The organism is Bacillus sp. 491mf (assembly GCF_900112415.1).
Lineage (GTDB): Bacteria > Bacillota > Bacilli > Bacillales > Bacillaceae_G > Bacillus_A.
In genome coordinates this window covers 118,759-135,306 of the sequence record NZ_FOLV01000010.1, presented here as the reverse complement: position 1 = coordinate 135,306, position 16,548 = coordinate 118,759, and the positions used below count along the sequence as shown (strand labels likewise).

General features: G+C 35.5%; 18 protein-coding genes. 16 read left to right on the top strand and 2 right to left on the bottom strand.

Annotation, left to right across the window (positions count from 1 at the left end):
- Nucleotides 1-122: 122 nt before the first annotated feature.
- The 12 genes from BM211_RS12365 (at nt 123) to BM211_RS12305 (ending at nt 9,973) form a co-directional block, all read left to right on the top strand.
- Nucleotides 123-1,370 (top strand): WXG100 family type VII secretion target, encoded by a 1,248-nt coding sequence (locus tag BM211_RS12365; protein ID WP_090997654.1) that lies wholly within the window; start codon nt 123-125, stop codon nt 1,368-1,370.
- 12 nt (nt 1,371-1,382) lie between these two features.
- Nucleotides 1,383-1,838, top strand: a complete 456-nt coding sequence (locus tag BM211_RS12360) for an SMI1/KNR4 family protein (protein WP_090997650.1) — start codon at nt 1,383-1,385, stop codon at nt 1,836-1,838.
- Nucleotides 1,838-2,203 (top strand): hypothetical protein, encoded by a 366-nt coding sequence (locus tag BM211_RS12355; protein WP_090997647.1) that lies wholly within the window; start codon nt 1,838-1,840, stop codon nt 2,201-2,203. The genes BM211_RS12360 and BM211_RS12355 overlap by 1 nt, the downstream gene beginning before the upstream one ends.
- Before the next feature lie 45 nt (nt 2,204-2,248).
- Nucleotides 2,249-2,467 (top strand): bacteriocin immunity protein, encoded by a 219-nt coding sequence (locus BM211_RS12350; protein ID WP_090997642.1) that lies wholly within the window; start codon nt 2,249-2,251, stop codon nt 2,465-2,467.
- A gap of 182 nt (nt 2,468-2,649) precedes the next feature.
- Nucleotides 2,650-3,756 carry a response regulator aspartate phosphatase gene (locus tag BM211_RS12345; protein WP_090997639.1) on the top strand — a complete coding sequence of 369 codons (1,107 nt, stop codon included), beginning with the start codon at nt 2,650-2,652 and terminating at the stop codon, nt 3,754-3,756.
- The gene (locus tag BM211_RS12340) at nt 3,753-4,007 is read left to right on the top strand and encodes a hypothetical protein (RefSeq protein ID WP_090997636.1); all 255 of its coding nucleotides are present in this window, start codon (nt 3,753-3,755) and stop codon (nt 4,005-4,007) included. Before BM211_RS12345 ends, BM211_RS12340 begins: the two co-directional genes overlap by 4 nt.
- Nucleotides 4,008-4,557: 550 nt before the next feature.
- Nucleotides 4,558-4,806: a GyrI-like domain-containing protein gene (locus BM211_RS12330; protein WP_256217092.1), complete on the top strand. Its 249-nt coding sequence runs from the start codon at nt 4,558-4,560 to the stop codon at nt 4,804-4,806.
- Between the two features lie 27 nt (nt 4,807-4,833).
- A complete protein-coding gene (locus BM211_RS12325) occupies nt 4,834-5,757 on the top strand; it encodes a C45 family autoproteolytic acyltransferase/hydrolase (RefSeq protein ID WP_090997630.1) in 924 nt (307 codons plus the stop codon).
- Between the two features lie 38 nt (nt 5,758-5,795).
- Nucleotides 5,796-6,254, top strand: a complete 459-nt coding sequence (locus BM211_RS12320; RefSeq protein WP_090997627.1) for a DUF2262 domain-containing protein — start codon at nt 5,796-5,798, stop codon at nt 6,252-6,254.
- 506 nt (nt 6,255-6,760) lie between these two features.
- Nucleotides 6,761-7,702, top strand: coding sequence for a glutarate dioxygenase GlaH (glaH, locus tag BM211_RS12315; RefSeq protein ID WP_177206932.1), 942 nt, complete (start codon nt 6,761-6,763; stop codon nt 7,700-7,702).
- A gap of 73 nt (nt 7,703-7,775) precedes the next feature.
- A complete protein-coding gene (gene lhgO / locus BM211_RS12310; protein ID WP_090997625.1) occupies nt 7,776-8,996 on the top strand; it encodes an L-2-hydroxyglutarate oxidase in 1,221 nt (406 codons plus the stop codon).
- 257 nt (nt 8,997-9,253) lie between these two features.
- On the top strand, nt 9,254-9,973 hold the full coding sequence (locus BM211_RS12305; protein WP_051957267.1) for a plasmid pRiA4b ORF-3 family protein: 720 nt from the start codon (nt 9,254-9,256) through the stop codon (nt 9,971-9,973).
- A 46-nt stretch (nt 9,974-10,019) separates the two neighbouring features.
- Here the strand turns inward: BM211_RS12305 and BM211_RS12300 are convergent, their stop codons facing one another.
- On the bottom strand, nt 10,020-10,904 hold the full coding sequence (locus BM211_RS12300) for an Rpn family recombination-promoting nuclease/putative transposase (RefSeq protein ID WP_090997622.1): 885 nt from the start codon (nt 10,902-10,904) through the stop codon (nt 10,020-10,022).
- Between the two features lie 254 nt (nt 10,905-11,158).
- On the opposite strand from BM211_RS12300, the gene BM211_RS12295 reads away from it, so the two are divergent.
- From BM211_RS12295 to BM211_RS12280, 4 genes are all read left to right on the top strand, one after another.
- Nucleotides 11,159-11,983, top strand: coding sequence for a MerR family transcriptional regulator (locus BM211_RS12295; protein WP_090997619.1), 825 nt, complete (start codon nt 11,159-11,161; stop codon nt 11,981-11,983).
- A gap of 23 nt (nt 11,984-12,006) precedes the next feature.
- Nucleotides 12,007-13,008, top strand: coding sequence for a serine hydrolase domain-containing protein (locus tag BM211_RS12290; protein WP_090997616.1), 1,002 nt, complete (start codon nt 12,007-12,009; stop codon nt 13,006-13,008).
- Nucleotides 13,009-13,292: 284 nt separating this feature from the next.
- Nucleotides 13,293-13,538 (top strand): GrpB family protein, encoded by a 246-nt coding sequence (locus BM211_RS12285; protein ID WP_035432104.1) that lies wholly within the window; start codon nt 13,293-13,295, stop codon nt 13,536-13,538.
- A 185-nt stretch (nt 13,539-13,723) separates the two neighbouring features.
- Nucleotides 13,724-14,899, top strand: a complete 1,176-nt coding sequence (locus tag BM211_RS12280; protein ID WP_035431988.1) for a DUF4272 domain-containing protein — start codon at nt 13,724-13,726, stop codon at nt 14,897-14,899.
- Nucleotides 14,900-15,703: 804 nt separating this feature from the next.
- Here BM211_RS12280 and BM211_RS12275 read toward each other — a convergent pair.
- Nucleotides 15,704-16,354, bottom strand: coding sequence for a Yip1 family protein (locus tag BM211_RS12275; protein WP_090997613.1), 651 nt, complete (start codon nt 16,352-16,354; stop codon nt 15,704-15,706).
- Between the last annotated feature and the right edge of the window lie 194 nt (nt 16,355-16,548).

Genomic DNA, 16,548 nt, shown 5'->3' with positions numbered 1-16,548 from the left:
TATCATATTTACAAGATATTTTTCACCTTAATTTGTATTTCCTAATATTTTTCCACCTTATAAATCTGTTATACTTTTATTTACAATTTTGTATATAAAATGGAAATGTGGGGAAATAGCAATTGGGACAAGTACGAGTTGATCCGGATAAACTGGAAGAAGCTGCAGATTCTATATCACGAAATAGAGAAGCTATGGAAAAAATAATTCGAGAACTTTTACAAGTCACGTTCGAATTACAGATATCTTGGGAAGGTATGGCACGCAAACAATTTTTTGATGAATTTTTCTCAAAAAAGAAGAGTATGGACGATTTAGTCAAACATTTACATCATACTGAACTCGAATTAAAGAAATCTGCGAAAACATTCCGTGAAGCGGATGAGAAAGCGTTTGGTGATTTTAATCAGATGGGTAAGCTATCAGACGCCTATCTACGAGGAAGCGGGAGAGCAGCAGGAGACACTATTTTTGATCCACTTAAAAAAGCATGGAACAAAACATCAGACTTTTTCGAACACTTAGCTGATGACCCAAAAGGAACATTAGAAGATGCAAAATATGGACTTAGGGACTTTATGGAGAATTCTATTGATGACACAAAAGAAGAAATTAAAGATACATACGAATTTGTGAAAAACCTGTGGAATGATCCTATTGGAACAGTAAAAAGTGAGTGGAATGAGAAAATCCAAGAGATGTATGCTATACGAAACGTTTTGTCTGATTGGTATGTAAAGAACGTAGAGTACGGAGATGAAGAAAGCTTCACAGAATCGATAGCATACGGGGCGACTTCTTTTGCAATTGCTGCAGTTCTTACAAAAGGTGCTGGTGCTGTAGGTAATGGTGCTAGATGGGGAAGAAGTTTGTCATCCATGTCCGAGTTTCAATTAGGAAGTCGTTTAGAACCAGGTTATGTGGGTAGTGGCACACAACACTATTTGCAAAAAGCGGTAACCTACACTTATGAAGGTGAGAATGGTTCGAAAACGATCAGATTGAGAAGAGGTTATTTAGCCGGGGATAAACATCCAGTTACAGATATACCATACAACCATGAAGGCTTCCCAATTTTTGAACCTTTTGGAGAAGTAAAGCTAAAAGAAACGGACTTTAAAAAAGATAGGCCAGCTCATGATAGAATATGTAGTAAAGCATTATATCAAAAAATAATAAAAGACCCGGAGTTAGCTTCTAAATTTACAGAAGAAGAGATAGAACTATTCAAATTCGGTGAAGTACCCGATAGATTCACATGGCATCATCATCAAGATACAGGTAGAATGCAGCTTGTAGATTCCTATTTACATGAGAAAACTGGTCATACAGGTGGATACAGAATTTGGGGGAAAGATTCCGATAAATAAGGAGGTTCACATATGAACGGTATAACATGGATTGGAACGAGTAAAAAAACAATAGCAGACACACAAATTCAACAAGTAGAGCAATATTTTGGTATTAGATTTCCCAATGATTTTATTGAGTGTGTAAAACAGCATAACGGTGGGCATCCACGTCCTAAAGTATTTTGTATAGAAGGACAGGAAGATAGCTCATTCAGTAACCTTTTAACTTTTGATTTAGAAAGTCAATACTCCATTATTCAGAGATATGAGAATATAAAAGATAGATTAGTAGATAGGGTATATCCTTTTGGTAGAGACTCGTTTGGCAACTTTTTATGCTTTGATTACCGAAACGGACACCAATCACCAACAGTTGTATTTTGGGATCATGAGGAAGAAGAAATGGAAAAAGCAATTTTCCCTGTTTGTTCGTCTTTCACAGAATTACTTAATAGCTTACGTGATTTTGAAGATGAGGATGAATAATGATTATATATAACGGACCAGTGGGTGATCCGATTGAAAATCCAAGTGGAAAATTTATAAGAGAACTAATATTTGATAAGGATAAGACATATTGGAAACAAGGTAGTGGTGATTCGTGTTTTGAAGTTGATGGATGTGAGGAACGGTTAATACTATTTTACGATGAACCGTATGGTTTTTTTATAATGAGACACCCAGATTATTTAGTAACACTTAATAAAAATGTTGAAATAGAAACAGTTGAACATTTAGTAGGCGGAGAACCAGTGAAAATACCTACTTGTAGTTATGTGGATCGTGAAATGACATATCGTATAATAAAAGGGTTTATCACAACTAAATCAGTACCAAAATTTATAGAATAGATTGATTTATACGATATAGATTTTGATCATGGATTTTAATGATATATGAATAGTAAAATAACTAAAGAAGAGCTTATTAAACTTGTAGAGAAAATATGTGATCCTAAATTGACGGATGAATTAGGTAGTAAGTACATTGATATTCTAGAAGCGAACGTACCTCACCCATCTCCAAGTGATATAATCTTTTGGGATTTTAGAGACTTAACACCCGAAGAGATAGTGGAGATTGCGTTGAACTACAAAGAAGAAGAAGAAAAATAAAATATTAAAGGACGAGCTACTCTTGAAAAAGGAATAGCTTTTTGTCCTTTTTCATTTCACTTTAATAAAAACTGAATATTCTATCTTTTATTGAAAAACAATTGATCTCCCCATTCGTTTTATCCAAATTATGTTAAAATATTAGTTAATAATCACGTATTATTAGTGGAGGGAGACTTATTATGCATGTATCGATGAAGGGAAACGAACGAGTTACAAAGTTGCTAAATGATTGGTATCAAGTAATGCTACACAAACAAGTGTTAAAAGCAACAAATTTAAAGCAAGAAATTGATGAACAGGTTAACATTTTGAAAACGGAAGAAAATGCAGAACTACAAGACCAAAATTTACTGTTATATTACTCTCTACTAGATTTTCGTTATAAGTTATTAACAACTAACACATATCTTTCTCTTGATGAATTTGATGTAATCGAAAAACTCAATAAGAAGTCCGTCGATAACTATTTATCGTATTATTATCATTTTTATAAAGCAATTCATAATATGATGTTAGCTAACTACATAGACGCTGGTGAACACTTTGGAAAAGCAGAAAAACTTTTAATATATGTTCCTGATGAAATTGAACATGCAGAATTCAACTACAAACTAGGAGTGCTATATTATCATATTCACAAACCTTTATTAACAATTAAACATGTACTTAAAGCAAAAGAACTATATGAGAAGCAGGATAATTATAAACTTAATCAATTGGAATGCGATGTCACATTAGGACTAGCAAGTATTACTTTAAATCAATTCGAACAAGCTGAAGAATATTTTGTAAAAAGCTTAGAATCTGCTCAAAAGCAAAATCATGAAAATTTAGTTATGTTAATTCGTTACAATTTAGGTTTTCTATATGCAAAACAAAATATATCAGAAACCGCTATACGTTATCTAACAGATGTTTATAACAATGAAAAACCATATCATAAGACATTATTCTTGTTAGCACAGGAATACTATAAGCTAAAACAGATTGAAAAAGCTAATACTCTTTTAAAAGAAGGTATGCAGTTAGCTGATACAGAATATACACATCATTTCCGCATAGTACAAGCTTTATATGACGTAGAATATAAGCAAAACCTAGAATCTGCTATTGTGGCAGGGATTAGTTACTTTGAAACACAACAACTTTACGGTTTTATTGAAGAGTACGCAGGACATCTTGCAAAACATTTCTATAAAGAAGGTAGTTCTGAAAAGGCTAGTAAATATTTTAATCTTGCCTATGAAGCAAAACAGACACTTACACAAAGGAGTGCATTGAAATGAAAAAATTATTAATTGGTTTTGTTGGTTTTGCGGCAGTTCTAACTATAGGTAATGTTTCATTTTCATATTCACAACAGGCTGATCACGGTAGACCACCAGCACCCCAAAACCCTGATTTGGCTTATACGACTTGGTCTCCAGCTTATGATCATGGGAGACCACCAATGCTAGCTAATGCCCATGGAGATCATGGCGGTTCTGGTAGTATAAGCACTGAAGGTGAAGCGGATCTTCCTACACCACAAGCATAACACTTTAATAGATTTAAAGAACAAGCCGCCCATCTAAAAGTGAGCGGTTTTCTTTATTAATACATTTATTAGATGTTACTTTGCACTTCACATCACGATTACTCCTCCTACCCTGTTTAGGAGGAACTCGAAATAAAACAGCGAGGACATAACGAAATTTGTTGTCTTCGTTTTTTACAAAATAATCAAGAAAACGTATACAATCTTTTTGATTTTTGTTAAAGAATAATACGAGGAGAATACGTATTTTAGGTTAGATTTTTTATATAGGAGAGACATATATGGAATCTCAGTTTTATGAAGTAATACGGTTTTATGAGGAAAAGATAAGTAACTTTCAGTTATTTTCTAAACGACATTGGTGGATTACATGCTATGGTGGTTTCTTAGTTTCCTTTTTTATATTGGTATTTTTAGCTCCTAACAATATGATAGGGCATTTACTTTCAGTAATACTTGTGTTTTCTCTGGTTGCTATTTTGAAAATTGGGAGGAGACATTAGTCTATACTCTCCGAAAAATAATTAAGTTCAAATTTATAGATAAGCTCGTGAAAAAATTATTTGACCAAGTTTATGCTTTTAATCTTGAGGTTAATGGTCCTTACACAGACCTAGCGGCAGGATATGAAGTATTGAAAATATATATGGCTGAAAATAATCTAACTCAAAATGGACATGTGATGGAAATATATGAAAAAGGACTTATACCTACAAACTTAGATTTACAGGATTTACGTCCAAATTTAAGCAGAAATCCATCAGACTTTCTTACAAAAATATGCGCACCTATTATCTAGTATTGTAAATAAATATAAATAATAAAGATGTGTTTAACAGAGGAGAATTTAAATTGTGGTAAGTTATGTATACCTATTCTGACTGCGTTTGATGTGAGTATTGTGAAGGAAATCCAAGGTTTCGCTGACGGATGCCATGCTTCATTTGAGGAAGTAAGTTCCTTTCTATTAAGTGTAGGAGTTTTTCAGCCAGCTGGCCAATGTAGTATTTTTGCAGCGTTTAATGGTAGTGAAGTCATTATTGGACGTAATTATGATATGCTCTTTAGTTTGAGGGAAATTACGGAGTCGTCATTGGTTTGTTTTAATGGAAAAAATAAATATCTAGGTCACTCAGATTGTTTTATTGGAAAAGTGGATGGTATTAATGAACACGGTTTGTTTGTGGGCATTACAGCAGTTCCGCATGAGGAAGTTAGACCTGGTTTGAATTTTTATTTTGCATGTAAACATATTTTAGAGAATTGTAGTAATGTAGAAGAAGGAATTGCGGTGTTGAAAAGTTTTCCAAGTTCCGTCGCGAATAACTATTTATTGGCTGATCCATCAGGAAGTATGGCTGTGGTTGAAGTTACACCAAATGGAAGTCATGTTTGTGTGCCGAAAAATAATTATATTCATTGTACGAACCATCATGTAGGTGCTTCTGTTTCAGAGAGTTGGAATTGGAGCAAATCAAAAGATCGTTTTGAAACTTTAGATAAAGTACTTGCTGAAAATGTAAATCATATGAATCTTTCCATTGCCCAATCAATTATGTCTGAAACAGATGGTCATGTCTGTTTAAATTTAACAGAATATAAATTTGGAACACTTTTCTCGGTGGCAGCGAACTTAAATACATTGGAAATAACCAGAGCTGAAGGTCAGCCAAACAAAGCAAAATATATTGTGGATCAAAGACTGACAGATGCTATTTTAAAAGAAAAAAGAAAGGAAATGTCGATATAATCAATAGAGGCTTATATGAATAGAAAGGAGATTAGGAGATGAAAAAATCAATACAAAGTGAATTAATTGGAGTGTTTACCTTCAATGAGACTTGTAAAATATATGAGCAAAATAAGGGGAAAATACATTGGCAATTGGACATTAGAAATGAATATGTAGATGTTAATGAAATGATTAAAAGAGCAGAGAAGCTTTTTTTATGCATAGAAGAATTTGATAAAAAGGCTAAAGTAGCCATAGCAGAGCAATTGATTGATTACAAAAATGATTTTTGGCCTGAGTACGATGAGAATGATGAACATTTAAATTGGGATGCTGTAGATGCAGGGGAGTATGATGTGACTAAAGAAGAATTTGAAAAAACAATTATTCTCTATGACATCGAAATTAGAGCAAATGATATATACTGTGAATATCATGATGGAGATTTATTTGCTGGACACAGGATACATGCCTATTTTGATAATAATTACAAGTTATTAAGTGCGGATGTGTAGTTGTAATTAGATAAAAGTTGCAAGAATAATGCGGGGTCACGTTAATGCACAACTTTTAAATTATATGTAAATATTCTTCTTTATTAGATCTATACAAAATAATAAAAACGTATTGACATTCAGAAAATTTTAAATTAATATTTATTTATAAAGTGATAAGATCCATACGAGAAATAATCCTTCTCTACATCCGATCTTCACTTTCTAATTTGCACATAGTTGAATAAAAAAACTGTCTAATATTATTGTACTTTAAGAGATTAAAGACATTCGTAATTTGAAGCCAGTTGTACGTTTCTACAATGTATATATTGTAGATGCGTATGACTGGCTTTTTAGTTTTTCCCGCTATTCGTGAACAGTAAGACCCCCACCTAAAGATTCAGAGAGAAGCAAGAAGAAGGTGGGGACAACTGTCCGTAAAAGCCCGATTGGTTCAACTAACCCTTTTAGGAGAAAGACACTCCTAAAAGGGAAGTTTCACTTTATCAAGACTAAGGAGGAAGATATCGATGATTACGGAACAAGAAATGAAAATGAAATTTGCGAAGAAATATGAGGGGTATGAAATTATGCCTCATCCAGAACATAAACGTTTGTATCATATTGCGTTAAATCAACAATTGCTTGGGCAATTTTTTGAAGAGGTAAAAGAATATTCTGAGCAATCATTACAATATATTCCTTATTCTCGCTTTAATCTTGCTGATCAAATGAGAAAGATCTTTGGGGCATCTTTTATGGAAAATGTGCGCGGGATTATTCATGACCGTGAAACGGGCGGGTTTACCATTGGGGTGCAGGGCGAAACGACAGCGGCAGAAGATTATGTGAAATTTGCGACGGCATTAACGCATTTAATTGGGACGCCTAACTTTGATGCGATGACAGGGACGTATTATGCGAGATTTAATGTGAAAGATACCGACAGCAGTGACTCTTATTTGCGCCAAGCGTATCGCTTATTCACGCTTCATACAGACGGAACATTTGTTGATGAACCGACAGATTGGCTGCTTATGATGAAGATCGAAGAACAGAATGCAGTAGGCGGCGAATCACGTTTACTTCATTTAGATGACTGGGAAGAACTTGATAAGTTCCGCAGTCATTCATTAGCATCTGTCAAAATCACATATAAAGCACCGCCAAGTAAAAATGCACAGGAAATCGTCCACCGTGAAACATTTTTTGATGTAAATAATGCGCCGTGTATTTGCTTTATCGATCAATTTGCTTATCCTGATAACATTGAACAAGCAAACTATTTGAAGGAACTATCACACTCTGTTGAAAGCTCTCCAGCAACGCATGCATTAAAATTACCAGTCGGCGATTTAGTTCTATTAAATAACCTATTTTGGATGCACGGGCGAGCTCCTTTTGAGAAAAATAAAGATTTATATCGAGAGCTAATGCGCCAACGCGGCTGCTTTTCCAAATCATAATCAGTGCGGCGGGTCTTGAAATAAGGCCTGCCTTTCATAATATACATAGATATTTTTTAGGAGGGGAAACAACATGTATGATTTTATTATTATCGGCGGAGGAATTGTCGGGCTTTCAACAGGGATGGCCTTAACGAAAAAATTCCCTCGTGCCAAAATCGCAATCATTGAAAAAGAAAACGAACTGGCCCATCACCAAACAGGACATAATAGCGGTGTTATCCATTCCGGCATTTACTATAAACCAGGCAGCTTCAAAGCAAAATTTGCGAAAGAAGGAAATGCCGCAATGGTACAGTTCTGTAAAGAAAACGGAATCGCCTATGACATGTGCGGAAAGGTCATTGTCGCAACAGAAAAAGAAGAGATTCCGCTTCTGCAAAATCTCTATGAAAGAGGCCAACAAAACGGCTTAGACATTGCGAAAATTAGTTCAGAAGAATTAGCCGAAATCGAACCGCATGTTAAAGGACTAGGTGCAATTCGCGTTCCGTCTTGCGGCATTGCCGATTACAAAGGAGTCAGCTATGCCTTTGCCCGTATCATTGAAAAAAACGGCGGAGAAGTACATCTAGGAACAAAAGCAGAACAAATTTTTGAACACAAGGATTTCGTTACAATCGAAACAAACAAAGGCATCTTTGAAACAAAATTTCTCATTAACTGCGCTGGATTACACAGCGATCGAATCGCCAAAAAAACAGGAATACTAACAGATATGAAAATCGTCCCGTTCCGCGGCGAATATTACGAACTCATCCCAGAAAGACGCCATCTCGTGAAACACTTAATCTACCCAGTACCCAATCCGGACTTTCCGTTCTTAGGTGTGCATTTTACAAGAATGATAAACGGAGACGTACACGCAGGACCAAACGCCGTCCTAAGCTTCAAACGAGAAGGCTACACAAAAAAAGACTTTGACCTAAAAGACTTCATGGAAACCATGACCTACACCGGCTTCTGGAAAATGGCCATGCCAAACATGAAAGAAGGCATGAAAGAAATGATCCGCTCGTTCAGCAAACAATCATTTCTCAAAAACTTGCAGCGATTAATACCGGAACTAACAGAAAAAGACATCGTCCCAACTCATGCGGGTGTAAGGGCGCAGGCGATTCTCTCTAATGGAAACATGGTCGATGATTTCTGCATCATTCCAGGTATCAACTCTATGCATATTTGCAATGCACCGTCCCCGGCAGCGACAGCTAGTTTGATAATTGGCGAGGCGATTGCGGAGCAAGTTCCAGATAGAGTGAGTCCGGCGGGATTATTAGCAGGCTATCCTTGATGGATGGCCTCTTTTGTGCGGCGGAATTTGTCGAAGGGGCTTTATTTCGTGTCGAGGCGCCGATATATTCTGAAAAGCGCTGATATATTCAAAGAATCGCCGATATATTGGTGAAAGTGGTCGATATCGCATTATTGATTGATAGTGATGAAAAGTAAGGCGGTGTAGATTAAAAAATCTGTTAATCAATAATTATATATGCTAAAAAATCGTTTATAATGATTCGTATAAGATATGAAGAAAGAAGGTGTTTCAAAATGTTAATAAACAAAATCGTATTAGATCTCATTGAGGAGATAAAGAAAACTGACCTTTGGACGGTAATGCCACCTGTAGAAAAAGAACGTTTGGCAGAAATTATAGCGTTTGTTGGTGGACAAGACGTAACAAAGAGAAGAGAGAAAAAGTCCGTACAACCTGCTATCTATCAATTTAAGATTACATTAAAGGGAATGCGTCCACCAATTTGGAGAAGGTTTCTTATCGATAATCAAGTAACCTTTGAAGAATTACACACTATTATTCAAATTGTAATGGGATGGGAAGACTCTCATTTATATAATTTCGATACGAAAGACGCACTTGTTGAGATATTAGATGATTCCTTTGAATTCTTTCCATCTGCAAGGGAAAAATATGATGCTAGAGAGACACAAATAGGAGAATTGATCACAGAAGAAAAGCAAAAATGTTTGTATACATATGACTTCGGTGATGATTGGGAGCATGAGCTAGTACTAGAAAAAATATTGCCAATTGATGAGAAAATTACGGTTCCGACATGCCTAAAAGGAAAGCGTGCATGTCCGCCCGAAGATTGCGGCGGTGTTTACATGTACAGTGAAATTCAAGCAGCCTTAAAAGGCGAAGGTGAGCTAGATGAAGAGATGATAGAATGGCTCGGCGAATTTGATACAGAGGAATTTGATATAGAGTTTATTAATAGTATTTTGAAGCATTATGCTGTAAATAGATAGGAGTAGTGGAGGGCTATCTCAAACCAAGATAGTCCTCACTACTCACTCATTTTTGTTCCAAAATACGTTCTATATCTTTGATACTCAATTTACTTGCTTTCGCAATCATTTCCAGTGAAACTCCAATTTCATGCATTCCTCGAATCATTTGGATCTTTCCCTGTTGAATTCCTTCTTCTCTTCCTTTGTTACGTGCATGAGCAAACTTCGCAGCCTCATCCATTAAGGCTTTTTCCCTTGCTTCATACTCTTTACGGAAGGAAGAATCTTGACTCATACGCTCCCACTTATCCATTGCTTTTTGTAAAATAGGATCTTGGTTCATAGCAATATCCTCCAATGTTTGTGTTAAGTGTTCATCTTCATTCGCTGGCAATAGTAACAGCCAACGAACAAAAGAATCTTTCCACGGATTGATTTTTTCCTCCCGCCATTGTTGCATCAATTTCGGGATTTCTACAACATGAATTTCTATATCCTCACTAAATACTTTCTGTCTTTGCATATTCCATAGTTTTCCTGTTGTGTGGAAATCTTCATACTCTTGGAACAGTGCAAAGTTTAATAAGTTGATTGTAATGGTTTGATGAAGTGAACTATAAGGCATACCTTTTTGTAATTGTGAAGTGTACAGTTTCCCCCAATAATATAAACTACGTTTAATCATATCATGGGTATTATTCAACTGTATCTCTACATTAATTTTTATTCCTGTATCTAATGTAGCAGATACATCTAGAATTGATAACTTATCATCCTCGTATTCACGATGTAAATGGGGATCTTCTAATTGAAGTGATAAAATAGGAGCCTCTAAAGAGTTTGCTAGCATGGCATTTAAAAACGCGATTAAAATATCTTCACTACCACTTGTGCCAAATAGCTGTTTAAACGCAAAATCAATTCGTAAATTTACTAATTGATTGGACATGGATTTTCTCTCCCTGTTTATAACTCTTTTCTATATTGTACAAGAAATGAAAAGCAATGTGCAAATAGTGAAAATAATCTTAGTGTATGGGGGAATCTGGATTGTTTTGTTAACTTGATGACTATGCTCTCATGAGTGTTTTTTGAAGTGTTAGGAGTATTATTGCAGTTGACTTTCCCCCTACGGTAAGCTGTATAAAAGAATAGAACAAAGCATTTTATTCGTAAAAAAATATGAAAAATGGAGGTGGCCCCTTGCTATCAATTGGAGAATTCTCAAAGATATGCGAAGTATCAACAAAAACGCTTCGATATTATGATGAAATTGGATTAATTCACCCTGATGAGATTAATCCAGAAAATGGTTATAGGTATTACTCCATCAGTCAACTAAAAACGATGCTTCTTATCAACCGTTTGAAGTCTTATCATTTTTCTCTGGAAGAAATTAAAGCCATTTTGGAATCGGAAGAGGATCAGTCAGAAGAGAAACTGTTTTCTGCTCTTAATCGCAAAAGAAAGGAAATCCAGGAAAAGCTAAATGCTTTTGCATATACCTTAAACCAAATGAGCAATGACATTCTCAATTTAGAAAACGGCATACCAATTATGTCGTACCTTGACAATATAGAAGTACAACTTGTGGAAACAAAGCCACTGAATATCCTTTCAATACGTCAGATGATGAGTAGCGATGACTATGCTGCAGGGTACGGAAACTATTTTAGCAGTCTATATGAAAAGATCGCCACGGAAAAGCTCACCTTGCTTGGCAAGCCAATGACGATTTATCACAGCTCTGAATACAATCCTGCTGGCAATGATACAGAGTTTGCAATTCCGATAGAAGAGGCTGTAAAAGGAACGAGAGATTTGCCCGGAAGCCTTTGTGCCAAGTCTGTTTTAAAGGGATCCTATCCGGAATTGACATCGGTATATGCTAACTTGATGGAATGGACTGAAAAGGAAGGATATGAATTGATAAACTCACCATATGAAGTGTACGTAACTGACCCCAATCAAGTCACCGTTCCTGAGGATATTGTGACAGAGGTATATTTTCCAGTAAAGAAAAAATAGCCAAACAAAAGGAGGCATTTATCATGCAAGGAAATGACTGGCCAACTGCAGACCCAGGAACATTGAAAATGGACCCTAAAAAACTTTCAGCACTTGAATCTACGATAAAATCCGATTACAGCAATATAAACGGTATTGTTGTTGTGAGAAAAGGAAATATTGCATATGAAAGATATTATAATGGTTACAGCCCAGATGATACTTATCATGTGGCATCTGTAACGAAAAGTATCATTTCTGCCCTCATTGGAATTGCCATAGATGCAGGATACATTCAAAACGTAAATCAGAAAGTACTAGATTTTTTTCCCGAATATGTTTCCAATACTACTGAAAAACAGGAAATTACAATACGCCATCTTCTCACCATGACAGTACCATACCCATTTGAGGACTGGCATGAACCATTAGACAAACTGTGCCGACAACAAGACTGGATAACATATACCCTCGATATACTAGGCGAAAAAGGAAAACTTGGCGCTTTTAAATATTCCACCGCAGGAGCACACCTACTCTCAGCCATCATCACTCGCAGTACGGGCAAAAGCGCCCGTGAATTTGCCAACGAAGGCTTATTCAAACCTATTGGCATGAAAGAAATCCCGGATTACGAAATGAAATCATTTGGATTTGAGGACTTATTCGGGAAAAATGTGAAAGGGTGGGTGAAAGATCCAAACGGTAACTCTACTGGAGGATGGGGACTTACACTAACTCCTCGTGATATGGCACGTTTTGGTCTTCTATATTTGAAACGTGGTATGTGGAACAACGATCAGATTGTTTCTAAGACGTGGATTGATGAATCAACAATGATAAATCCAAATAATTACGGTTATTTATGGTGGGTACATGAAGAGGACGGGATTTTTGCATACTTAGCACGAGGCGATGGTGGGAATGTCATTTGTTGTGTTCCAGGAAAAGATCTCGTTGTGGCAATTGCATCCGAATTTATCTTTAATCCTCGGGATAGGTGGGAGTTGATTAAGGAATGTGTTATTCCGGCTGTGCTAGATTAAACTTATTAGTCTAGTAAAGATGAGTGGAGAAATTTTCTTTATAAAAATAGCCATGTATGCAAGGAGCAATGACTATATTCGCTGTTATGCCCCCATCACCATCAAGCTAAGAAGATACAACTACCCCCAGAACGAAATTTTGTGCTAACTTGTAATGAAAAAGCCAATTTTTTCGTTTTTGGGTGTTAAAAAACCGCTAAGTTGATGGACATATGGCGGTACTCTTAACGGGATAGTATAATTATTTATATTAACAATTAAGACAATTAAATGGGAGGATCTGAATGAGAAAAGTTGAAGCGAATCCATATAACGAGAAATGGCCTTCAATGTTTGAAGAAGAAGCTAATAGATTGCATAAGATATTCGGCCCCGAAATCATTGATATTCACCACATTGGCAGTACATCCGTAAACGGACTAATGGCAAAGCCTATCATTGATATAATGCCTGTGGTTAGAGACGTTAATCGGATCGATGATTTTAACAAATCAATGGTCGATATCGGTTATAAGCCAAAAGGAGAATAGTGGTATCGAAGCTCAAGAGCATAGATTAGATTATTTCACTAATACGGACTTTAGTTGAAGAACAAGCCATAATAAAAAGGCTGTTTAATATATTAGTCACGTATAGTATGCTAAACAGATTATGTTCTTTTGTTTTTCTAAATTTAATAGCTAAGTTGAATATAAGCATTAGAGGAGGGGGAAAATTGAGATTTTTCACGATATTTGCATCAAGGAACGATACAAATGATATAGAAGGTTTCATTACTCAAGTTTTCCAAAATGGATTCAAGGTTGTACGCAATAAAAATGAATATACTATTCAATCGAAGAGACTATTTGGCAAAAATAAAATTATTATTCGGGTGGATTCTGAAGAATCATCTCCTGATTATTTTTCCAATAATATTCCTGGAATGATGCATATGTACGATCAAATTGCATTTCAAGAAGAACGCCTTAAGACGATGGTTTTGGCACAGATTTCTGTAATTAATACCATAATTGCTATAGAGACGAAGAAGGATTATAGTGATGACTACGTGGAACTGTTCCTTAAGTTACTCAATCAGGTAAACGGTATTGGTTTTATCCCTGATCGTACTCTCATCGGGAAGGATGGACAAGTAATCGTATTTCCAGATGGATCCTCTGGTCCTTCAGAATTTACTCCTCACGCGTGTACGAAGATAATAATGCGACAGGAAAGTACTTCTATCGATGGGGAAAAAAGAAGGCAGAAATCGATAAGCAACCTGCAAGATAAAGGGATTCCATATATCGAAGGGTTGCCTCAATTGCCGCCTTTGACAAGTATTCAGTTGAGAAGTCGAGAAGAGATTACGAAGAGAGCAGTAGCTTTGCTGATTGTTATACAATATGCTTGTGATGTTGCCCAAGAAGGAGATTTGAAAACTTCCAAAGAGTTCGTCATGGAGCTGCTGAAAAAATTCGATGTGGTTGAATCATTAACGAAGCAGGAAAGAGATTTCCTAAATTCAGAGCAACCTGACCAGAAAGAAGCCATACAGATTGCATGGCAGTATGAAGCTCAATGGGTTTTACTTTGGTCGATAGGTCTCGTGAATACACTGAAATTTCCAAAAGAGGTCTGTGACTGTCATTACGCAATTAAACTCGTTTCTAATTGTGGTTCTTTTAATGAATTTTATCAACAAACAAGATTACGAAGTGCAGAAGAGATTTTGGACGAGGCCGACCTCATTTATCGGCTTCATTGGGCCTGTGTACATGATAGAATTAATGGGAGAGAAGCAACTGCTGGTATGCAGGAAAGTATTGTTGTTGAAAGACGAAGAGGCTTGTTCTGGCTAATCAGTTATAGAAATGAAGCTTGGGACTGCATCTCCATGGATACATAATCTATATTCTTTGTTCTGTAAATCTTTTTTATTTCAGATAACGAATTTTACGTCAACTAGTACCTCCTACGAGGGGCTAGTTGTTTTTTGCTTAGCGTGTTTTTTCCAAAATGCTGGTGGTACCCGATGCCCATCAAGCTAAAATTTTATAGTATCCTCAGAACGAAATTTTGTAATAACTTGTAACAAAAAAGCTTATTTTTTCGTTTTGTGGTATTTGCTTTTCTTAACTTGATGGTGATGTGTTATGAACCTACTAAAAGAAAAAAGGAACAAAATATAGAAAGAAAGGCGACTTTCCGTTCAATTTTGAAAGAAAAGTCGCCTTTTTTGTTTTACATGTGTTTTATGAGAGGAAAAATGGAAGTTTTTCAGTGGTCACGATGATTCTTTTATATCTCTATTTTTAAGTGTTAACCACTAGTACACCGCAGCAAGTCAATATTACTAACAGCACGTAGAAAACGTTTGGATAAATAAGAAGAAAAAATAAAGATTCAGAATCATATTTGCTATAGGGACAATGGAAAATGAGTATAACGAAAAGGCTTAAAAAAGGAGCCTTTTTTAATTTGACCGATAATTTACGTATATTTTAAGTGCTATTTTGCATATCCAACTTTAAAAACCCAGCTACCTTCACATGAGAAGATGAGCTGGGTTTCTTAATTATTTACATTCAATCATTTATAGAACAGACAAGTAATATAGCGTCTGCTCATTGTTTAGCAATCGCGCCCGCGAGTAGCGGGATAAACTTACCTGAATTTGAAGTAGGAAAGTCTATACGAAGCAAATAAATTATTAAAGGGTTGTAACCCCTGCTATAAGTATTACTATTATTACCAATGGAAGAATGATAATCAAAAAGGACACTATTGTTGTTACTAATGCTTTCCATGCTGAAAATTGGTGTGCTTCTCCTAAACATTTTAAGGAAATAATGATTGTCCAAATTCCAATAACTAAATCAATTATGCCAAAAATAAGGAACAAAATCGTTAAAGTTGTGCTACTATCCATTTTCGGTGTCTCACTCGTAAAGTTTTCTATCCCAAACAAGAAAAATGAAGGCACCCAAACGAATATAAGAGAATAAATATAAGGGATATAAGAATAGGCAATAGAGTAACGTGTTTTTTCAAAGTCACCTTGTCCACCAAATTTTTTTGCTACCCAATTTAATAACGCTGGTAGCAAAAAATAATAAATTAAGGCACCAACGAAGGTGCTGAATATAACTATTGAGATTAGTGGAAATGGACTACTTATTGAATCTGCCATATTTTTGGAAGATGCTCGATCTAAAACCTGTACGAATAAGCCTAATAAAATAAGTAAAAACACATTCTTAGGTTTGGATATGAAAATTTCTTTCATTGTATCACGTGGTTTTATCCAAATGGAGAACCAAGGATTAAGTGCACGTTTAAATTGATTTTCTGGAGTTTCCATATAAAAAACATTCCCCTTTCTTAAAACATATTAAATATAATTTTCCAATTATCCCTTTTATGTACATAGAATATTAAAACATAAATAGTTGATTATTTAAATGTAAATATTCAATTATTTAACATGGAAGTTTCAAGTCCTTACTCATAAAATTCCTTTACCAATCCAAGGGGATTCTATTAATAAGCAACGTA